General features: G+C 71.1%; 19 protein-coding genes. 13 read left to right on the forward strand and 6 right to left on the reverse strand.

Translation table 11 applies throughout. From position 1 onward, the window contains the following. Nucleotides 1–28: 28 nt before the first annotated feature. From prfB to V8J39_RS02150, 4 genes are all read right to left on the reverse strand, one after another. Complete coding sequence (gene prfB, locus V8J39_RS02135; RefSeq protein WP_336459219.1) at nucleotides 29–1,153, reverse strand: peptide chain release factor 2; 1,125 nt, start codon at nucleotides 1,151–1,153, stop codon at nucleotides 29–31. Between the two features lie 196 nt (nucleotides 1,154–1,349). Beyond that, the gene (locus V8J39_RS02140; protein ID WP_336459220.1) at nucleotides 1,350–3,896 is read right to left on the reverse strand and encodes a penicillin-binding protein 1A; all 2,547 of its coding nucleotides are present in this window, start codon (nucleotides 3,894–3,896) and stop codon (nucleotides 1,350–1,352) included. Nucleotides 3,897–4,776: 880 nt separating this feature from the next. Further along, nucleotides 4,777–6,162 (reverse strand): N-acetylmuramoyl-L-alanine amidase, encoded by a 1,386-nt coding sequence (locus V8J39_RS02145; protein ID WP_336459221.1) that lies wholly within the window; start codon nucleotides 6,160–6,162, stop codon nucleotides 4,777–4,779. Between the two features lie 73 nt (nucleotides 6,163–6,235). Beyond that, nucleotides 6,236–7,396 (reverse strand): pyridoxal phosphate-dependent aminotransferase, encoded by a 1,161-nt coding sequence (locus V8J39_RS02150; RefSeq protein WP_336459222.1) that lies wholly within the window; start codon nucleotides 7,394–7,396, stop codon nucleotides 6,236–6,238. A 348-nt stretch (nucleotides 7,397–7,744) separates the two neighbouring features. Between V8J39_RS02150 and V8J39_RS02155 the strand changes: the two genes are divergently transcribed. The 7 genes from V8J39_RS02155 to clpX all read left to right on the forward strand — a co-directional run bounded on the left by V8J39_RS02155 (nucleotide 7,745) and on the right by clpX (nucleotide 13,648). Next, nucleotides 7,745–8,506: a DsbA family protein gene (locus tag V8J39_RS02155; RefSeq protein ID WP_336459223.1), complete on the forward strand. Its 762-nt coding sequence runs from the start codon at nucleotides 7,745–7,747 to the stop codon at nucleotides 8,504–8,506. Between the two features lie 300 nt (nucleotides 8,507–8,806). Then, nucleotides 8,807–9,439: a CHAP domain-containing protein gene (locus tag V8J39_RS02160; protein WP_336459224.1), complete on the forward strand. Its 633-nt coding sequence runs from the start codon at nucleotides 8,807–8,809 to the stop codon at nucleotides 9,437–9,439. A gap of 219 nt (nucleotides 9,440–9,658) precedes the next feature. Further along, the gene (purC, locus tag V8J39_RS02165; RefSeq protein WP_336459225.1) at nucleotides 9,659–10,426 is read left to right on the forward strand and encodes a phosphoribosylaminoimidazolesuccinocarboxamide synthase; all 768 of its coding nucleotides are present in this window, start codon (nucleotides 9,659–9,661) and stop codon (nucleotides 10,424–10,426) included. Between the two features lie 42 nt (nucleotides 10,427–10,468). Next, complete coding sequence (gene purS / locus V8J39_RS02170; protein ID WP_336460173.1) at nucleotides 10,469–10,708, forward strand: phosphoribosylformylglycinamidine synthase subunit PurS; 240 nt, start codon at nucleotides 10,469–10,471, stop codon at nucleotides 10,706–10,708. Nucleotides 10,709–10,771: 63 nt separating this feature from the next. Further along, nucleotides 10,772–11,284, forward strand: a complete 513-nt coding sequence (locus V8J39_RS02175; protein ID WP_336459226.1) for a hypothetical protein — start codon at nucleotides 10,772–10,774, stop codon at nucleotides 11,282–11,284. A 309-nt stretch (nucleotides 11,285–11,593) separates the two neighbouring features. Then, the gene (clpP, locus tag V8J39_RS02180; RefSeq protein WP_336459227.1) at nucleotides 11,594–12,223 is read left to right on the forward strand and encodes an ATP-dependent Clp endopeptidase proteolytic subunit ClpP; all 630 of its coding nucleotides are present in this window, start codon (nucleotides 11,594–11,596) and stop codon (nucleotides 12,221–12,223) included. A gap of 156 nt (nucleotides 12,224–12,379) precedes the next feature. Continuing rightward, nucleotides 12,380–13,648, forward strand: a complete 1,269-nt coding sequence (clpX, locus tag V8J39_RS02185; RefSeq protein ID WP_336459228.1) for an ATP-dependent Clp protease ATP-binding subunit ClpX — start codon at nucleotides 12,380–12,382, stop codon at nucleotides 13,646–13,648. A 92-nt stretch (nucleotides 13,649–13,740) separates the two neighbouring features. Here clpX and V8J39_RS02190 read toward each other — a convergent pair whose 3' ends face one another. Next, nucleotides 13,741–14,757, reverse strand: coding sequence for an asparaginase (locus tag V8J39_RS02190; protein ID WP_336459229.1), 1,017 nt, complete (start codon nucleotides 14,755–14,757; stop codon nucleotides 13,741–13,743). Between the two features lie 186 nt (nucleotides 14,758–14,943). Between V8J39_RS02190 and V8J39_RS02195 the strand changes: the two genes are divergently transcribed. The 6 genes from V8J39_RS02195 (at nucleotide 14,944) to V8J39_RS02220 (ending at nucleotide 19,422) form a co-directional block, all read left to right on the forward strand. Continuing rightward, nucleotides 14,944–15,498: an invasion associated locus B family protein gene (locus V8J39_RS02195; protein WP_336459230.1), complete on the forward strand. Its 555-nt coding sequence runs from the start codon at nucleotides 14,944–14,946 to the stop codon at nucleotides 15,496–15,498. A 70-nt stretch (nucleotides 15,499–15,568) separates the two neighbouring features. Next, complete coding sequence (locus V8J39_RS02200) at nucleotides 15,569–16,210, forward strand: class I SAM-dependent methyltransferase (RefSeq protein WP_336459231.1); 642 nt, start codon at nucleotides 15,569–15,571, stop codon at nucleotides 16,208–16,210. 71 nt (nucleotides 16,211–16,281) lie between these two features. Then, nucleotides 16,282–17,535, forward strand: a complete 1,254-nt coding sequence (rlmN, locus tag V8J39_RS02205; protein ID WP_336459232.1) for a 23S rRNA (adenine(2503)-C(2))-methyltransferase RlmN — start codon at nucleotides 16,282–16,284, stop codon at nucleotides 17,533–17,535. A 490-nt stretch (nucleotides 17,536–18,025) separates the two neighbouring features. Further along, complete coding sequence (locus V8J39_RS02210) at nucleotides 18,026–18,400, forward strand: NADH:ubiquinone oxidoreductase subunit NDUFA12 (protein ID WP_336459233.1); 375 nt, start codon at nucleotides 18,026–18,028, stop codon at nucleotides 18,398–18,400. A 6-nt stretch (nucleotides 18,401–18,406) separates the two neighbouring features. Further along, the gene (mlaD, locus tag V8J39_RS02215; protein ID WP_336459234.1) at nucleotides 18,407–18,922 is read left to right on the forward strand and encodes an outer membrane lipid asymmetry maintenance protein MlaD; all 516 of its coding nucleotides are present in this window, start codon (nucleotides 18,407–18,409) and stop codon (nucleotides 18,920–18,922) included. Further along, nucleotides 18,919–19,422, forward strand: a complete 504-nt coding sequence (locus V8J39_RS02220) for a DUF2155 domain-containing protein (RefSeq protein ID WP_336459235.1) — start codon at nucleotides 18,919–18,921, stop codon at nucleotides 19,420–19,422. The genes mlaD and V8J39_RS02220 overlap by 4 nt, the downstream gene beginning before the upstream one ends. Before the next feature lie 33 nt (nucleotides 19,423–19,455). On the opposite strand, the gene aat is transcribed toward V8J39_RS02220, so the two are convergent. Continuing rightward, a complete protein-coding gene (gene aat, locus V8J39_RS02225) occupies nucleotides 19,456–20,091 on the reverse strand; it encodes a leucyl/phenylalanyl-tRNA--protein transferase (RefSeq protein ID WP_336459236.1) in 636 nt (211 codons plus the stop codon). Nucleotides 20,092–20,140 lie beyond the last annotated feature (49 nt).

Consider the following 20,140-nt stretch of genomic DNA (forward strand, 5'->3'; position numbering starts at 1 on the left):
CGGCCGCCGAGCGGCCCGGGCCCGGGTTTCAGTCCTCGGCGGTGGCCTCGGCGCGGCTCTTGCCCGAGACGTCCATCGCCAGCGTCGCGGCCATGAAGGCGTCGAGATCGCCGTCAAGCACGCCTTGCGTGTCCGAGGTCTCGTGCTGGGTGCGCAGGTCCTTGACCATCTGGTAGGGCTGCAGGACGTAGCTGCGGATCTGGTTGCCCCAGCCCGCGTCGCCCTTGGCCTCGTGCTGGGCGTTGATCTCGGCGTTGCGGCGGTCCAGCTCCAGCTGGTAGAGCCGCGCCTTCAGGGCGTTCATCGCCGCCTCGCGGTTCTGGTGCTGCGACTTCATCGACGAGGTGACGACGATGTTGGTCGGAAGGTGGGTGATCCGCACCGCCGAGTCGGTGGTGTTGACGTGCTGGCCGCCGGCGCCCGACGAGCGGTAGGTGTCGATGCGGATGTCGTTGGCCGGAATGTCGATCTCGATGTTGTCGTCGACGACCGGATAGACCCAGACGCTGGCGAACGAGGTCTCGCGCGTGCCCTTGCCGAAGGGCGAGATCCGCACCAGCCGGTGTACGCCCGATTCCGACTTCATCCAGCCATAGGCATTCGGACCCGAGACCTTGTAGGCCACCGACTTGATCCCGGCTTCCGACCCGGCTTCCTCGGACTGCAGCTCGACGGTGAAACCGCGCTTCTCCGCCCAGCGCACGTACATCCGCTGCAGCATCTCGGCCCAGTCGCAGGCCTCGGTGCCACCGGCGCCGGCGTTGATCTCGAGGAAGCAGTCGTTGCCGTCGGCCTCGCCGTTCAGCAGCGCCTCAAGCTCCTGCTGCGCGGCGAACTCCTTCAGCTCGCGCAGGGCGGCCTCGGCCTCGGCGACGACCTCCTGGTCATCCTCCATCTCGCCCAGCTCGATCAGCTCGGCATTGTCGCGCAGCCCGCTGTCGATCTTGCGATAGGTCTCGATCTGGCCGATCAGCGCGGTGCGGTCGCGCATCAGCTTTTGCGCGCGTGCGGGATCCGACCACAGGTCGCCATCCTCGATCATCGCGTTCATCTCTTCCAGCCGGTGCGGCGCCGTCTCCCAGTCCATGCGCTGGGCGAGAAGCTTCAGCGACTTGCGGATCGCTTCGCAGATGTTCTGGATCTCGGTGCGCATGGTCGGGCCTCTCGGATGGTCAGCGCGTGACATAGACGCTGGCGGCGAAAGGGGCAAGGGCGCGCCCGGCCCGGGCGGCGCCCCCGAAGGGCCTCCGGCGGGGATATTTGCGCCAAGGCGAATGAGGCTTTCGCGTTGGTCCAAATATCCCGGGGGGCCCCGCAGGGGCGGGGGCGGCGCCCCCTCGACGCCGGTGTCAGTAAAGCCCGCCCGAGCTGAGCGTGCCGAAATTGGCCTTGCCGGGGATCACGGCCTGGCGCCCGGACGAGGTGGTGACGGTGCGGCCCTCGCCGCCGCCGCCGGTCTCGCCATAGCCATAGAGCGGCAGGTTCTGGCCCATGGCGAAGCCGCCGTCGACATAGGAGCCGATCATGCCGAACGGGTCGGCGCCCTCGCGGAAGTACTCGGCCACGACGTTCGGGCCGCTGGCATTGTCGGGCAGGCGCGCGCCGGTGAAGCGGTCGATCTTCACGAAGTAGCCGCCGGGCGGCACCGCGAAGCGGCCGCCGCCGTATTTCTTGATCGCCTGTTCCATGAATTCCTGGAACACCGGCCCGCAGGTCGAGCCGCCGCCGGCGCGGCCGAGCGAGCGGGGGTTGTCGTAGCCGATGTAGCAGCCCGCGACGAGGTTCGACGAGAAGCCGATGAACCAGACGTCCTTGGCATCGTTTGTGGTGCCGGTCTTGCCCGCGATCGGCACCGGCAGGTGGATGCCGCGCGCCGTGCCGCGCTGCACAACCCCCTCCATCATCGAGGTCAGCTGGTAGGCGGTGATGGCGTTCATCACCCGCTCGCGGTTCGAGTCGATGCGCGGCGGCTGGCCGGCGGGCAGGGTCTCCGCGGCGCAGGTCTCGCAGATCCGCTGGTCGTGGCGGTAGACGGTGCGGCCCCAGCGGTCCTGCACCCGGTCGACCAGCGTCGGCTCGACCCGCTCGCCGCCGTTGGCGAACATCGCGTAGGCCGCCACCATCTGGTAGAGCGTCGTCTCCTGCGAGCCCAGCGCATTGGCCAGGAACGGCTTCATCGGGCTGTAGACCCCGAAGCGCTCGGCATAGCGCGCGACGGTGTCCATGCCGATCTCCTGCGCGATCCGGATCGTCATCAGGTTGCGCGACTGCTCGATCCCGGTGCGCATCGGCGTCGGGCCGTAGTACTTGTTCGAGGCGTTCTTGGGCCGCCACATCCCCTGCGGCGTGTCGACCTCGATCGGGGCGTCGACCACGATCGTCGCCGGGGTGAAGCCCGAATCGAGCGCCGCGGCATAGACGAAGGGCTTGAAGGACGAGCCCGGCTGACGCTCGGCCTGGGTGGCGCGGTTGAAGACCGAGGACTGGTACGAGAAGCCGCCCTGCATCGCCACGACGCGGCCGGTCTGCACGTCCATCGCCATGAACGCGCCCTCGACCTCGGGCACCTGGCGCAGGGTCCAGCGGATCAGGCTGCCGTCGTCGTCGCGGGTCATCCGCCGCACCAGCACCACGTCGCCCACGTCGACGAGGTCGCTGACCTGGTTCGCGCGCGGCCCGAGCGAGCCGTCGGCAAGGCGCTTGCGGGCCCAGGTCACGTCCTCGGCCGGGATGGTCACCGTCTCGCGGAAGCCCTCGACGCCCAGCGTCGCGTCGCTGCGCCCCAGCGACAGCACCACGGCGGGGAACCACCCCTCGACGTCGCGCGGCGCGCCCGAGGCCTGCAGCGCGTCGCGCCAGCCGTCCTCGGTGGTCAGCGCCTCGGCCGGCAGGGTGATCCCGGTGCCGCGCCAGACGCCGCGGTTGCGGTCGATCTTCTCCAGCGCCGACTGCAGCGACTGCGCGGCGACGTCCTGCATCTCGGGGTCCATCGTCGCGCGGATCGACAGGCCGCCGCCGAAGAACTCGTCCTGGCCGAAGCTGCGCGACAGCTGGCGGCGGATCTCGTCGGTGAAGTAGTTGCGCGGCGGCAGCTGCTCACGGAAGGCCGGGAAGTCGCCGCCCTGCACCGAGCGGATCGGCATCGCCACCTCGCGCGCATAGGTCGGCTCGTCGAGATAGCCGTTCTGCTCCATCTCGCGCAGCACATAGTTGCGCCGCGCCAGCAGCCGGTCATGGTTGCGCACCGGGTGGAAGTTCGACGGCGACTGCGGCATCGAGGCCAGCATCGCCGCCTCGTGCGGGGCGAGCTGGGCGAGCGACTTGTTGAAGTAGATCTGCGCCGCCGCCGCCACGCCATAGGCGTTCTGCCCCAGGAAGATCTCGTTGAGGTACAGCTCGAGGATCTTGTCCTTCGGCATCGCCTCCTCGAGCTTGGTGGCCAGGATCAGCTCCTTGATCTTGCGCTCGGCCGACCGGCTGGAATCCAGCAGGAAGTTCTTCACCACCTGCTGGGTGATGGTCGAGGCGCCGCGCACGCTCTCGCCGCGGGTCTGCACCGCCTGCAGCAGCGCCGCGGCCATGCCGCCGGCGTCGAAGCCGTGGTGGATGTAGAAATTCTTGTCCTCGGCCGAGATGAAGGCTTCCTTCACCAGCAGCGGGATGTCCTCGGCCGGCACGTAGACGCGGCGTTCCTCGGCGAATTCGTCGATGATGCGGCCCTCGCCGGAATAGATCCGGCTGATGGTCTTGGGGCTGTACTGGGCGAGCTGCTCGTGGCTGGGCAGGTCGCGCGAATACATCCAGAACACCGCGCCCACCGACAGCGCGGCGAAGGCCGCGCCGAGCGTGACGAGAGAGAACAGGGCGCCGACGATGTTCAGCAGAAAACGGGTCACGGGGGGGTGGCCTCCGGGCTTGGGTGGCCGACCTATACAGAGCGCCGCGGCCCCGGTCAAAGCAACTCCCCGTCAGCCCGCCGCGCCCCCTCGGCAGGATCCCGTCCGGACGTTGCCGGCCGCGCGATCCCGGCAGCCCGTCGCGCGTGCCGATCCCCGATCCGCGCCGGCGGCCGCGCGCCGCAAACCCGCAAGGGAATGCCGGGATGGCGCGCCCCACCTGATCCGGGGGCGCCGGACCGACCCCCGGGGGCCGCGGGGCGGACCGGGTGCCGTGGGCGCAGCAGGCCGCGCGCGTGGAGGCGGCGCGGCGGCGGTTGCGCGCGCGCCCCGGGCAGCGTGCGGCGGGCAAGGTCACAGATCCGGTCGCCCGCCGCGGAGTTTCAGCGCAAGGGCGCGCCGGCCCCGCAGCCCGCTGCGGCCCCGAGGTTGCGCTGCCCGCAGGACCGGGGCGGGCAGGCCGGGCCGGTCCCGCCTCGTGCCCGCCGCCGCCCCCGGCGAGCACCCGGGAACGGCCCGCGGTCCATGCCGGGTCCGGCTTCGTTGCGCATCGCGCTCCACCGACCGGGTGCGGCGGTGCCCGTCCCGCGTCGCGGCGCGCGCGGGACGGGCTCTCGGATCATGCGGCCGCGGGGGCGCCGGCACCCGGGCAAGGGTCTGTCTGCGGGGGAGGGTCATTCTCGGGGCGGCATCGCGGACGCAGGCCCGTGCCGGGCGCGCCTGTCCTCTCAGGGCTCGGCGCCCGGCGCGGGCGATCGGGCGCCGGGGCGGGGCTGCGGGACCGAAGGTGCCCGGCCTCGTCGGGCAGGCCTGCCGACACGGAAGCAGCAGGGGGCGGGCCGGGCGGTCCAGGTGCCCCGGGGATCGCCGCCCGGCGCGCTCACTGCCGCAGCAGCCGCGCCTCGGCCGCGTCGGCGGCGCCCCAGTCGTCGAGCGCGCCCAGCACCGCCTGCGCCATCCGCTCGCGCCAGGCCGGGTCGGCGAGGCGCGCGCGGTCCTCCTGCGAGGACAGGAAGCCCAGCTCCAGCAGCACCGAGGGGATGTCGGGCGCCTTGAGCACGGTGAAATCCGCGCGCTGCACCGGGTGGCGGTGCATCCTCAGCCCCGCCGCCTTCAGCCGCGCCGCCAGCGCCTGCGCCAGCCGGTCGGACCGCGGCCCGGTCTCGGCCCGCGCGAGGTCCATCAGCACCCCCGCCACCTCGTCGTCATGCCCGTCGAGATCCACCCCCGCCAGCAGGTCGTCGCGGTCGTGGCGCGCGGCCAGCTCCTCGGCGGTGTGGCCGGCGGCGGCGGCGGCGGCGCCCAGCAGGTAGACCGTCGCGCCATGCGCCTCGCCCTCGGCGATGGCGTCGGCATGGACCGACAGCATCAGGTCCGCCCCCCAGGCCCGCGCGACCGAGACCCGGGTGTCGAGCGGCACGAACACGTCCTCGGCCCGGGTCATCTGCACGTCCATCCCGGCGCGGATCAGCAGGTCGCGCAGCTGCAGCGCGAAGGCCAGCACCAGCGGCGCCTCGGACAGCCCGCCGGCCTCGGCCCCGGGATCGAGCCCGCCGTGGCCGGGGTCGATCAGCACCCGCAGCGGGCGCGAGCCGTCCTGGCGCGGATGCGGCGCGGGGATCACGGCGGGGGCGGGCAGGGCCCAGGGCCCGGCCGTGGCCTCGCTGTCATGGGCGCGGGCGGCGGCGGCAAGGCCGGCGGCATCGCTTGGCACCAGCGAGACGTTGATCCGTGTCGGCGCCGTCTCCTGCCAGGCCGAGGCGACGACATAGGGCGCGTCAAGCTCGGCCACCAGCCGCGACCAGCCGGGGTGGAACGCACCCCAGCGCAGCGCGGTCACATGGGCCGAGCGGTCGATCGCGGCGGGGTCGATCCCGTCGAAGGCGACCTCGCGGAAATCCATCACCAGCCGCGGCGGATCGTCGAGCATGAAGACGCGGAACGGCACCGGCTGGCTGAGCGCGAGCCTGAGCGAGATCGCGCCTTGCCCCGCCCCCCGCTCCGGTACCTTTCCCGGGGCCCGGCCCGAGGTCTGCCCCGGCGCCGCTTCCGGGGCCAGGTCCTCGATGCCCGAGGCCCGCGGGTCGAGCCGCGCCAGCGCCGACAGCTCCTGCCCGGCCGGCGGCGGCACCTGCGGCGCGGCCGGGGGCTGCGCCGGGGGCTGCGCCTGAGCCTGAGCCTGCACCCGTGTCTGCGCCTGAGCCTGCGCGAGGCCGGCGACGGCCAGCGCCGTCGCGACGAATGTTCCGAAAATCCTGCCGTTCATGCCCCAGCCCGTCCGGCCGCCACCATAGCCGCGCCGCGGCGCCGCCCCAAGCGAAACTGCCGTGATCGGCCCCTTATCCCGTCGCCTGCCCGCGCTGCGCCATGAAGCGCTGCAACCGCGCCAGCCCCTCGGCGATGTCCGCCGTCGCCCGCGCATAGGAAAACCGCAGCGTGCCCGCGCCGCGCCCCGGATCGAAATCCAGCCCCGGCGTCACCGCCACGTCGCATCCAGCAAGGATCTCGGCCGCGAAGGCGCGCGAATCCGTCGTCAGCTGCGAGACGTCGGCATAGATGTAGAACGCCCCGTCCGGCGGCGCGATCCGGTCGAACCCGGCCTTCGGCAACCCCTCGAGCATCAGGCGCCGGTTCTCGGCGTAGACGGCGCGGTTCGCCTCCAGCTCGTCGATGCATTCCAGCGCGCCGAGCGCGGCGACCTGGCTCGCATGCGGCGGGCAGATGAACATGTTCTGCGCCAGCCGCTCGACGGTGCGGATCTGCGCCTCGGGCACGACCATCCAGCCGATCCGCCAGCCGGTCATCGAGAAATACTTCGAGAACGAGTTGATCACGTGCACCTCGTCCGAGATCTCGAGCGCCGAGACCGCGCGGCCGTCATACTGCAGCCCGTGGTAGATCTCGTCCGAGACGAAGGCCGCGCCGCGGGCCTGCGCCGCGCCGATCAGCCCGGCAAGCTGGTCGTGCCCCAGCATCGTCCCCGAGGGATTGCCGGGCGAGGCCACGATCAGGCCTGCGATGTCCTCGGCCGCGGCGACGGCGGCGGGGGTCGGCTGGAACCGGTCCTCGATCCGGGTCTCGATGCCGACCGGGGTCAGGCTCAGCGCCTTCAGGATCTGGCGATAGCTCGGGTATCCCGGCGCCCCCAGCGCCACCCGGTCCCCGGCATCGAAGAGCGTGGTGAAGGACAGCAGGAACGCGGCCGAGGAGCCGGCGGTCACCACCACCCGCTCGGGGTTCAGATCGACCCCGTACCAGCGGCGGTAGAGATCGGCGATGCCCGCGCGCAGCGCCGGCAGCCCCAGCGCGACGGTATAGCCCAGCGCGTCGGCCTCCATCGCGCGGGCGAGCGCGGCGCGCGCGCCGGCGGGGGCGGGGGTGGCGGGCTGGCCCACCTCCATGTGGATCACGTGCCGGCCCGCGGCCTCGGCCTGCCGCGCCGCCTCCATCACGTCCATCACGATGAAGGGATCGACATCGCTGCGTCTTGATACCCGCATACCCGACCTCCAGGCTCGGCCGTGCCATGCGCACCGGCCGTCGGGCCGCTTCTCCCCGCCCGGGCGCCGCAGGTCAAGCCGTGGCGGGGCCGGGACGCCCGGTCCTAACCCACCTTACCGCGGATCATTCTGGTCGGGGGTCAGTTCGGTCGGGGGGCTTGCCGTTCCGGGCCGCCGGCCGGCGCCATGGGCCGGTGCCGTTCCCTGCCGGCCCGCGCCACCGCCTTGCGCCACCTGCCCTCGCGTGTCATGCCGGGGCAGACACGAGCTTGCCCCGTTTCCGTCCCGCGCGCGCCCGCGCGCATCCTGTCCCCCCAGCCGCGGCACCGCCGCCGACCGGAGAACGCCATGACCTTCCGCTCCATCGCCCTTTCGGCCGCGCTGACTGCCGCGGTGGCCGCCGCCGCCGTCCCCGCCGCCGCCTTCGACATCACCCAGATGACGCCCGAGGAAAGCGCCGCCTTCGGCGCGCAGGTGCGCAGCTATCTCGTCGACAATCCCGAGGTGATGATCGAGGTGATGAACGCGCTCGAGGCCCGGCAGCAGCAGGCGCAGGCGGCCTCGGACAGCGACATCATCGCCGCGAATTCCGCCGCGCTCTACCAGGACGACGGCTCGTGGGTCGGCGGCAATCCCGAGGGCGACGTGACCGTGGTCGAGTTCCTGGACTACCGCTGCGGCTATTGCCGCAAGGCCCATTCCGAGGTGCAGGAGCTGGTGAAGTCCGATGGCAACATCCGCTATGTCGTCAAGGAATTCCCGATCCTGGGCGAGGACTCGGTGACCGCCTCGCGCTTCGCGATCTCGGTGCTGCAGACCGCGGGCCCCGAGGCCTATGCCAAGGTCAAGGACGCCTTCTACACCTCGTTCCGGGGCGAGATGTCGGAAGACAACCTGCGCGGCCTCGCCAGCGCGGCCGGCGCCGACCCGGCCAAGGTCATCGCCCACATGGCCACCCCCGAGGTCGAGGCGGTGATCCGCGCCAACCACGAGCTTGCCGGCAAGCTGCAGATCCAGGGCACGCCGACCTTCGTGATCGGCGAGCAGATGCTGCGCGGCTACCTGCCGCTCGACGGGATGCGCCAGGTGGTGGACGAAGCCCGCGGCTGACCGCCGCCATCGCGCCGTCTCGCCAGCTCCGCGCGGGCCGCGCGGGCCGCGCGCGGGTGCCACGACCCGCCGCGGCGCCGCAACTCACGTTTTCGTCCGAACGCCGCCATCCCGGGCCCGGGGTGGCGGCGTTCTGCCGATGACCCTGCGAAAGCCGCAACCCCCCGCCGATCGCCGCGCCGATGGTTTGCCTAACGCCGCGACACCCGCCAGACGGCCGCCACCGCCCGGGCACCCGCGGGTGCAGGCACCGGCAAGTGCCAGGGCGGACGGATCGGCACGAACGGCAGGGGACATCGCATGGGGCAGGGATCGACGGCGCGGACGGCGCGCCGCAGCGGCATCATCGGCGGGGCAGGTGAAACGGTGGGCCTCGCGGCACGCGCCCGGCGACCGGGCGCGATGCTCGGGCTCGCGCTGGGGCTCGGCCTCGCGCTGGGCGTCCCCGCGCTCCCCGCCGCCGCGCGCGGCACCGCGCCGGAGACGGTCGTCGTCGCCTCGATGGCGCCGCGAGAGCTGGCCGCGGCGGTCTCCGAGGCGACCGACCGCTCGCGCGGGCGCAGCCGGATCTGGTGCGTGCCCTATGCCCGCGACGTCTCGGGGATCGAGATCCGCGGCAACGCCCGCACCTGGTGGGCGCGGGCGGGCGACGACTATCCGCGCGGCGCCCGGCCGGTGGTGGGCTCGGTGCTGAACTTCCGCGCCACCGGCGCGATGCCGCTCGGCCATGTCGCCGTGGTCTCCGAGGTGCTCGGGCCGCGCACGATCGAGGTGACGCAGGCGAACTGGATCCGCAACCGCATCACCAGCGACCGCGTCGTCGACGTGTCCGAGGCCAACGACTGGTCGGCGGTCCGGGTGCTGAACGCCACGGGCTATGGCCGGGTCAACCCGACCTACGGCTTCATCTATCGCCCCGCCACCCAGGGCTGAGCCGCCGCGCCCTGCGCCGGCGCCGGGGCTGCAGGTGCAGCGGCGGGCCGGTTCCGCAGCCGCAGCTTGCAGCGAAACCTGTGCTGACTTATATGCGGGACCAACGGGGACCTGCTGCCGCGGTCCGGGCCGCACCCTTGCGCCCGGGCAGCGGCCGCATTCGTCCCGGGCGAACCGCGCGGCCCCTCCGGCCGCGGCGCCAGACCCAAAGGATGACCGATGGCACCGCGCCGCAAGAAAGTGTACGAGGGCAAGGCCAAGATCCTCTACGAGGGCCCCGAGCCCGGCACCCTGATCCAGTACTTCAAGGACGACGCCGCCGAGACCGCGCCCCATCGCAAGCAGACGATCGAGGGCAAGGGCGTGCTGAACAACCGCCTGTCCGAATTCTTCATGCAGGGCCTGACCAACATCGGCGTGCCGAACCATTTCATCCGCCGGGTGAACATGCGCGAGCAGCTGATCCGCCAGGTCGAGATCATCCCGCTGGAAGTGATCGTGCGCAACTTCGCCGCCGGCAACATCGCCAAGCGGCTGGGGCTGGAAGAGGGCAGCGCGCTGCCGCGCCCGATCGTGGAATACAGCTACAAGTCCGACGATCTGGGCGACCCGATGGTGTCGGAGGAATACATCGTCGCCTTCGGCTGGGCCAACCAGCAGGATCTCGACGACATCGTGGCGCTGGCGCTGCGGGTGAACGACTTCCTGTCGGGGGTGTTCTACGGCGTCGGCATCAAGCTGGTGGACTTCAAGATCGAGATCGGCCGGATCTGGGACGGCGATTTCATGCGCCTGATCGTGGCCGACGAGATCAGCCCCGACTGCTGTCGGCTTTGGGACGTCAAGACCGGCGAGAAGCTCGACCGCGACGCGATGCACGAGAAGGGCGCCGGCCCGATGGCCGATCCCTACACCGAGGTCGCGCGGCGCCTCGGCGTCCTGCCCACCAATGTGGCGCAGGTCGGAAAGCCCACGCTGATCAACTGATTGACCAACGAACCTAAAGACCTGGACGAAGGAGCGATGCCGATGAAGGCGCGGGTGCATGTGATGCTGAAGGACGGCGTTCTCGATCCCCAGGGCGAGGCCGTGCGCCATGCGCTTGGCACGCTGGGCTTCGCCGGCGTCGAGGGCGTGCGGCAGGGCAAGGTCATCGAGCTCGACCTCGCCGCGACCGACAAGGCTGCTGCCGAGGCCGAGGTGAAGGCGATGTGCGAGAAGCTGCTCGCCAATACCGTCATCGAAAAATACACTGTCGAAATCGCCTGATTTCAATTTGATACGGATCGATCTTCGCGTGTTGCGCGAAGGTCTTCCGCCGGGGTGCGCGCGATGAAGACGAGTGTTGTTTCCGCTGCGGCCGTCGCCGCCTTCGCGCTGGCCGCGCTGACCGCGATGCCGGCCGCCGCGATCGACAGCTGCGCCGGCGGCACCGGGGTGGTCACGCCCGACGGCGCCTCGGGCACGGTGATCGGCGCCGAGGGCGCGCTGTGCCAGGTGCAGGACGAGACCGGCGTGCTGAGCCTGATCGCCCCCGAGATGCTGATGGCCGATTTCGGCGCCGTGCAGCCGGTGGCGGCGCCGCCCGCCGCGCCCGAGGCCGATCTGGTCACCGGCTACTACCTGTGCGGCGAGGAGGCGACCGGCTTCGAGGTCGAGCTGTCCGAAGAGGGCAGCTATGCCCAGGACGGCGCCGGCGCGGGCAGCTATTCGGTGGCCGAGGGCCAGGTGAGCTTTGCCGACGGCCCGCTGGCCGGGCGCGTGCTGCCGGTCGTGGGCGGGCTTCTGGCGGTGCCGGGCGCCGCCGGCGGCGCCCCCGTCGCCTGCGAGCTGATCGAGGAGTGATCCCCGTCCCCCGGGCGCCTTGGCGCGCAGGGCCTGGCGCCCGCGGCGCGCCGACGGGCACGGGCGGCCGGGCACGGGCGGCCGGGCACGGGTGACGCCACGGCAGATCCGCCCCGCCGGGCGCCGCCGTTCCGCGCCGCGGCGCGGCCCGGGTGCTGCGCGCGCAGGGGGCCCGGTCTAGTCGTGCCACGATGCGCGGACCCCACCTCTTGCGGCTCCGCGCACGGATGCATAAGACTCCTTCAAGACTACAGGACTACCACATCTCCGGAGCCTTTCCGGGGCGACAGGAAGAAGGCAGGCTGAGGCATGAAAGACCCCATCGATCTCTACATGAACACGCTGGTTCCGATGGTGGTCGAGCAGACCAGCCGCGGCGAACGGGCCTATGACATCTACTCGCGCCTGCTGAAGGAGCGGATCATCTTCCTGTCGGGCCCGGTGCACGACGGCATGTCGACGCTGATCTGCGCGCAGCTGCTGTTCCTGGAGGCCGAGAACCCCTCGAAAGAGATCTCGATGTACATCAACTCGCCCGGGGGCGTCGTCACCTCGGGCCTGTCGATCTACGACACGATGCAGTACATCCGCCCCAAGGTCTCGACGCTGGTGATCGGGCAGGCGGCCTCGATGGGGTCGCTGCTGCTGACCGCGGGCGAGAAGGGCATGCGCTTCTCGCTGCCCAACAGCCGCGTCATGGTCCACCAGCCCTCGGGCGGCTACCAGGGCCAGGCCACCGACATCATGATCCACGCCCGCGAGACCGAGAAGCTGAAGCGCCGGCTGAACGAGATCTACGTCAAGCACACCGGCAACCCCTATGAAAAGGTCGAGGCGGCGCTGGAGCGTGACAACTTCATGTCGGCCGAAGAGGCCAAGGAGTGGGGCCTGATCGACGACATCCTCGCCGATCGCGGCAAGGCCGAAGAGACGAAGTAACGTTTCGCGGCGTGTGAGCGATAACCGCGAGAACGCCGCGTTTTTGACATTGAGATGACGGGGGGGCTGGCCTAGTCTTTCGCCCAGCCCCCCCGGTTCACGTCCGGGGAAGGCGCCGGGGCGCAGGTCTCCGGGGCAGGCCGCAGAGGATATCGAATGGCGAACAATTCCGGCAGCGACAGCAAGAACACGCTCTACTGCTCGTTCTGCGGCAAGAGCCAGCACGAGGTGCGCAAGCTGATCGCGGGGCCGACTGTGTTCATCTGCGATGAATGCGTCGAGCTGTGCATGGACATCATCCGCGAGGAGACGAAATCCTCGGGGCTGAAGTCGACCGACGGCGTGCCGACGCCGCGCGACATCTGCAAGGTTCTGGACGACTACGTCATCGGCCAGGAACATGCCAAGCGCGTGCTGTCGGTCGCGGTGCACAACCACTACAAGCGGCTCAACCACTCGGCCAAGTCGAGCGAGATCGAGCTGGCGAAATCCAACATCCTGCTGATCGGCCCGACCGGCTGCGGCAAGACGCTGCTGGCGCAGACGCTGGCGCGCATCCTTGACGTGCCGTTCACCATGGCCGACGCGACGACCCTGACCGAGGCCGGCTATGTCGGCGAGGATGTCGAGAACATCATCCTCAAGCTGCTGCAGGCGTCGGAATACAACGTCGAGCGCGCCCAGCGCGGCATCGTCTACATCGACGAGGTCGACAAGATCACCCGCAAGTCCGACAACCCGTCGATCACGCGGGACGTCTCGGGCGAGGGCGTGCAGCAGGCGCTGCTGAAGATCATGGAAGGCACCGTGGCAAGCGTTCCGCCGCAGGGCGGCCGGAAGCATCCGCAGCAGGAATTCCTGCAGGTGGACACGACGAACATCCTGTTCATCTGCGGCGGCGCCTTCGCCGGTCTCGACCGGATCATCGCCCAGCGCAACAAGGGCTCGGGCATGGGCTTCGGCGCCGAGGTCAAGGATCCCGACGCGCGCGGCGTGGGCGAGCTGTTCAAGGAGCTGGAGCCCGAGGACCTGCTGAAATTCGGCCTGATCCCGGAATTCGTCGGCCGTCTGCCGGTTCTGGCGACGCTGACCGATCTGGACGAGGCCGCGCTGGTCACCATCCTGACCGAGCCGAAGAACGCGCTGGTCAAGCAGTACCAGCGGCTGTTCGACATCGAGGGCGTCAAGCTGACCTTCACCGACGACGCGCTGTCGGCGATCGCCAAGCGCGCGATCAAGCGCAAGACCGGTGCCCGCGGCCTGCGCTCGATCATGGAGGACATCCTGCTCGACACCATGTTCGAGCTGCCGGGTCTGGATGGCGTGAGCGAGGTCGTGGTCAAGGAGGATGCGGTCGACGGGTCGGCCAAGCCGCTTTTGGTCCACACCGAGGGCCGCAAGAAAGAGACCGCCTCGGCCGGCTGACTAGTCCCGGTTCGGATCCTGTTCTGGAAAGGGCGCCCCCGCGGGCGCCCTTTTCGCTGTGCGGGGCCCGTGCGGGGCCGGTGCCGGTGGCGTCAGCTGGCGAAGCCGGGGGCGAGGCGGATCGCGCCGGTGATCAGCCCGCGCCAGTTGCGCTGGGTGCCCAGATGCGCGGCGACGGCGGGGTGGCGCGCGTCGAGCACGCCCGCGCGGATCAGCAGCCCCGTGATCGCCGCCTCGGAGGCGCGGGTCGAGCCGTCGGTGATCTTCAGCGCGATGCCGCGCCGGCTTTCGGGCAGGATCGCGACGAAGACCGCCTCGGCCCCGGTCTTGATCGCGACATGCCCGCCCATCGCCCGCATCAGCGTGGTGCAGGCGCGGCCCTCGCCGGCGACCATCTCGGGGTGGGTGGCCATCGCCCGGGTCAGCCGGGCCATGGCGCGCGCGCGGGCGTCGCCCTCGGGGTCGGCGGCGGCGAAGGCGGCCATGGCCCGCGCGAGGCCCGCGACGGTGGTGGCGAAGTTCGGCGCCGAGCAGCCGTCGATGCCGACACCCAGCACCGGGGTTTCGGTGACCTCTTCGGTGGCGGCGCGGATCGCGCGTTGCAGCGGGTGGTCGGCCTCGGTGTATTCGGGGCCGGCGCCGGCATGGCGGGTCCAGGTCAGGAAGCCCGCGTGCTTGCCCGAGCAGTTGTTGTGGATCTGGCACGGCGCCTCGTGCGCGAGGCGCAGGCGCAGGTCCTCGTCGTCATCCTTGGGCCGGTGGCTGCCGCAGCGCAGGTCGGGCTCTGCCAGGCCGAGCGCGTCGAGCCAGGCGGTGACGGCCTCGACATGCATCCCCGAGCCCTGGTGGCTGGCGCAGGCGAGGGCGAGCTGGCGCGGGGTCAGCCCGGCGGCATCGGCCGCGCCGCTTTCGATCAGCGGCAGCGCCTGGATCATCTTGCACGACGAGCGCGGGAAGATCACCGCCTCGGGGTCGCCCCAGCTGTGCTCGATCCCGCCGGGGCCCCAGATCACCGCGTGGCCGCGGTGCAGGCTTTCCAGCTGCCCGCCGCGCCACAGCTCGACCAGGGGCACGTCCGCGGGAGAGGTGGGCAGGTCGGGATTGTTCATTTTCGCCCTCACACATGCGCGATTTTCCGCCCTGACGTCTTTCCACGCCGAAGGGTTGTTTGCTAAGGACGTGCGTATCGGGTTGGACTGGCCGCCGCCACGGAAAAGGCGCAACACAAGCGCGGACCGGCGGATGCTCGCAGGCGCGGGACGGCCGGGAACGAGGCTTCGAAGACAGAGGGACACATGACGTCACTGAAATCGCTGGGTACCGGATTTGGAACGATCGCGGCCGCCGTTCTGGCCACGGGCCTGGTGGGCGCATCGACCGGCGCGGCCCTCGCGCAGGAATCCACGAACCGGGTTGCCGCGAAGACGGACTGGAGTGTGTTCGTCGAGGAGAGCCCGAAGGAGTGCTGGGGCGTCTCGGCGCCGAAGCAGACCGTGAACACCCGCGACGGCGCCGCCGTGCAGGTGCAGCGCGGCGACATCCTGCTGTTCATCACCTATCGCCCCGGCGCGCCGGCGGGCGAGGTCAGCTTTACCGGCGGCTATCCGTTCGCCGGCGGCTCGACCGTCGAGCTTGAGGTCGGCGGCACCAAGTACAACCTGTTCACCGACGGCGAATGGGCCTGGTCGGGATCGCGCGACGAGGATGCCAAGATCGTCGGCGCGCTGAAGGGCGGCTCGGAGGCGGTGCTGACGGCGCGGTCCTCGCGCGGGACCCAGACCAAGGACACCTTCTCGCTCATGGGTTTCACCGCCGCGATGGACGAGGCGGCGAAGCGCTGCGCCAGCTGATCCGTCCCCGGACAATCGATGTCACAAGGGGCGCCCCCACCGGGGCGCCCTTTTGCGTGGCGGGCGGGCGATGACCGGCACGGGGGGCGAACAGGGCACCGGCGACGATCCGACCCTGCGGTTCTACGAGACGCGGGCGGCCGAGCATGCCGCGCGGGCCGGCGGGGCCGCGGACGGGGAGCTTGCCGGCTTCGTCGCGGCGCTGCCGCGCGGGGCGCGCGTGCTCGAGCTTGGCTGCGGCGCGGGGCATGACGCGCTGGCGATGCTGCGCGCGGGGATCGACCTGCATCCGACGGACGGGGCCGTGGCGATGGCCGGGCTGGCGGCCGCGCGGCTGCGGGCGGCGGGGCAGGCGCGCGCGGTCGCGGTGCTGCGCTTCGGCGATCTGGCGGCCGAGGCGGCCTTTGACGGGATCTGGGCGCGGGCCGCGCTGCTGCATGTGCCGCGCGCCGACCTGCCGGGCGTTCTGGCGCGGGTGTTCCGGGCGCTGCGGCCCGGCGGGGTGCAGGTGGCAAGCTTCAAGGCGGGGGTGGCCGAGGGCCGCGACGCCCACGGGCGGCTTTACAGCTATCCCACGGCGGCAGAGCTTGTGGCCTTCTACCGCGCTTCGGCCGGGTGGGAGATCGAGACGGTCACGACCCGCGCGGGCGGCAGTTTCGACGGACCGCGGGGCACCGACTGGATCTGGATCCGCGCCCGCCGGCCCGCCTGAGCGGAGTGCGCTTCCTTTTCGCGCGAGAATCCCCTATATACCGGCCTTCACTCCCGCCGCCCGGAATGACCATGACCGAACAGAGCCCCCCGCCGGTGGCCGCTGCCGCCACCCTCACGCAGGCCCCGATCACCCAAGACGTCCTGACGATTCCGCGCAAGCTGCCCGAGGGCGGCAAGGTGAACATCGTCGGGCTGACCCGGGACCAGCTGCGCGACGCGCTGATCGCCGCCGGCACACCCGAGCGGCAGGCCAAGATGCGGCTGGGGCAGGTCTGGCAGTGGATCTATCACTGGGGCGTGCGCGACTTCGCCGGCATGACCAATCTGGCCAAGGACTATCGCGCGCTGCTGTCCGAGCATTTCGAGATCGCGCTGCCCGAGGTGGTGACGCGCCAGGTCTCGGCCGACGGCACCCGCAAGTACCTGCTGCGCATCGCCGGCGGCCACGAGGTCGAGGCGGTCTACATCCCCGAAGAGACCCGCGGGACGCTGTGCATTTCCAGCCAGGTCGGCTGCACGCTGACCTGTTCCTTCTGCCACACCGGCACGCAAAAGCTGGTGCGCAACCTGACCGCGGGCGAGATCGTGGGCCAGGTGCTGGTCGCGCGCGACGACCTGGGCGAGTGGCCGCAGCCCGGCGCGCCCAAGGACGAGACGCGGCTGGTGTCGAACGTCGTGCTGATGGGCATGGGCGAGCCGCTCTACAACTTCGAGAACGTGCGCGACGCGATGAAGGTGGTGATGGACGGCGAGGGCATCAGCCTGTCGCGCCGGCGCATCACGCTTTCGACCTCGGGCATCGTGCCCGAGATCGCGCGCACCGCCGAGGAGATCGGCTGCCTGCTGGCCGTCAGCTTCCACGCCACCACCGACGAGGTGCGCGACCGGCTGGTGCCGATCAACAAGAAATGGAACATCCAGACGCTGCTGGGCGCACTGCGCGACTATCCCAAGCTGTCGAATTCCGAGCGCATCACCTTCGAATACGTGATGCTGAAGGGCGTCAACGACAGCGACGAGGATGCGAAGCGCCTGGTGAAGCTGATCCGCGGCATCCCGGCGAAGATCAACCTGATCCCGTTCAACGAATGGCCCGGCGCGCCCTACCAGCGCTCGGACTGGGAGCGGATCGAGGCCTTCGCCGACATCGTCTACAAGGCCGGCTATGCCAGCCCGATCCGCACGCCGCGGGGCGAGGACATCATGGCCGCCTGCGGCCAGCTGAAGTCCGCGACCGAGCGCCAGCGCAAGTCCCGGCGCGAGATCGAGGCCGAGGTCGCCTCGGGCCCGCCTGCCGAAACCGGGGCCGAGGCGCGGGCCTAAATCCGGGCCTGGATCCGGGCCCGAGCCCTTGCTTCGCCCCGGACCGTCAGCGCGGGCCGGGGCGGCGCGGTCGGTCGGCGGTGACGCGGCCCGACAGCTGCCCCGGCCTGCAGTCCCTGTCGGCGCCCTTGCAGCCCTTGGCGGGGCAATGGGCCGTGAGAGAGATCCTGCCGTCTCCCGAGCCCGAGCCGTCGCAGGCGGCCGGGGCGGCACGCGGGCAGCGCGTGAGGGCGCCACGGGCGCAGCGGGCCGGTCGCATCGACATCTCCGATCGACATCCACAGGGAGCACGGGACCGGGCGCGACAGCGCGCGCCCCGGCACGGTGGCGCGAATCGCGCCGGGCAGGGTGGCGGGATTTCGGCGCGATCCGCGGGGCGCGGGGCTGGGTGCCGCAGTGCCGCAGACTCGGGTCTGGCAGACACGGGCTTGGCACTGGACCTCGGGCGGCGCTCTTGTATAAGGGGCTGACGGTCTTCGGAGGATAGCCCATGTCGTTCCTGCTTCGCGTGGCCACCTGGTGGAACAGCCAGACGATCGGCACGATGGTGTTCACCAAGCGCTTCGGCCAGAAGGTCGGCGAGGACGAGCAGGGCAACATCTATTACCAGTCCAAGGACGGCAAGAAACGCTGGGTGATCTACAACGGCGAGATCGAAGGGTCGCGCATCGCCCCCGACTGGCACGGCTGGCTGCACCACACCTGGGACACGCCGCCGACGCAGGCACCCCTGGTGCACAAGCCCTGGGAAAAGCCCCACCAGGAAAACCTGACCGGCACGCTCGCCGCCTATGTTCCGCCGGGGTCGCTGAAGCGCCCCGAGCTGCTGGAACGGCGCGATTACGAAGCCTGGCAACCGGAATAAGACGACATGGCCGATACCAAGGCGGAAATCCTCACCGGCGGCGTCGTGCTGGCGGCCGCTGCAGCCTTTGCCGTCTGGGCGGGGCTGGGCGCGGGCCTGGGCGGCTCGGGCGGCAAGTATGACCTGACCGCCAGCTTCCGCTCGCTGCAGGGCATCTCGCCCGGGGCCGAGGTGCGGATGTCGGGCGTGGCGATCGGCGAGATCTCGAAGATCGTGCTGAACCCGCAGACCTTCTTCGCCGATGCCACCGTGACGATCCGCGACGACATCCAGCTGCCCGACGACAGCGCGATCCTGGTGTCGCAGGACGGCCTGCTGGGCGGCGCCTATATCGAGATCGTGCCCGGCGGCAGCCCGATGAACATCGAGCCCGGCGGCGAGATCGTCGATACCCAGGGCGCGGTCAGCCTGATGTCGCTGCTGATGCGCTTTGTCGGCGGATCGGGCAGCTCGGACGGCGGGTCCGACGCCGCGGCGCCGGACGCGTCGGGTGCTGCAACGGGCGGCGGGGCCTCGCAGTGAGGACCGGCCACCGGGCGAGGACGGGCCTCGCGGCGCTGGCGATCGCCACGCTGGTCGCGGGCCTGCCGGCGCTGGCGCAGGACGACGCCGAGGGCGAGGGCGACGGTTCGGGCGAGAGCGTGCTGCAGGACGACGAGGATCTGCCGGCCGTGCCCTCGACCCCCGAGGCGCTGCAGCCCGAAAGCTCGGTCGACAGCACCGCGGCGCAGACCGTGGCCTCGGCCCCGGCGGCGATCCTGCGCGGGCTGGACCGGGTGACGGGCGAGACGCTGGACCTGCCGCTGCGCGTCGGCGCCACCGGCGATCTGTTCCGGCTGCAGGTGACGCTGTCGGACTGCCGCTATCCGGTGAACGACCCGGCGTCGAATGCCTATGCGCATCTGACGATCCACGAACGCGGCGAGGTCGTGTTCGACGGCTGGATGGTGGCGGCAAGCCCGGCGCTGTCGGCAATGGACAATCCCCGCTACGACGTCTGGGCGCTGAGCTGCGCGCGCTGAGCCGCCCGCCCGCGTCACCGCCACGAAGGCCGGTCAGCGAGTGGGTTGGCCAAGCAGGCTGGCGGCGGGGCAGAGCCGGCCCGCGGGCCCGAAGCTGACATCGAGCGAGAGCGCCAGCGCCAGCCGTTCGCGGAAGGCGGTGCGCGTGATCTCGATCCCGCCGAGCGAGGCGAGGTGCGGGGTCAGGAACTGGGTGTCGCACAGCGTGTAGCCGCGCGTCGTCAGCCGCTGCACCAGCCATGCCAGCGCCGCCTTCGACGCGTCGGTCTTCTTCGAGAACATCGATTCGGCGAAGAACGCGCCGCCCTGGCTGATGCCGAAGGTGCCGCCGACCAGCCGGCCGTCCTGCCAGACCTCGAGCGAATGCGCCCGGCCAAGCCGGTGGGCGGTGGTGTAGACCTCGCGCAGGGTGGCGTTGATCCAGGTCTCGTCGCGGTCGGCGCAGAGCGTCACCACCTCTTCGAAGGCGGTGTCGGTTGTGGCGGTGAACTCGCCCCGCCGCAGCCGCCGCGCGAGCGAGCGCGAGATGTGGAACCCGTCGAGCGGCAGGATCCCGCGGACCTTGGGGTCGATGACGTGCAGGTCGCCGTCGTCGCGGCTTTGCGCCATCGGGAAGGTGCCCTGGGCATAGAGCGAGAGCACGCGCAATGCGAAGGGCAGCCCGCTCATCGTGCGTCGTCCCGGGCCGGATCGAGATCCGGGGCGCGGCGGGGCGCGC

Origin of the sequence: Frigidibacter sp. MR17.24, from assembly GCF_037095655.1 — a bacterium.
Lineage (GTDB): Bacteria > Pseudomonadota > Alphaproteobacteria > Rhodobacterales > Rhodobacteraceae > Frigidibacter.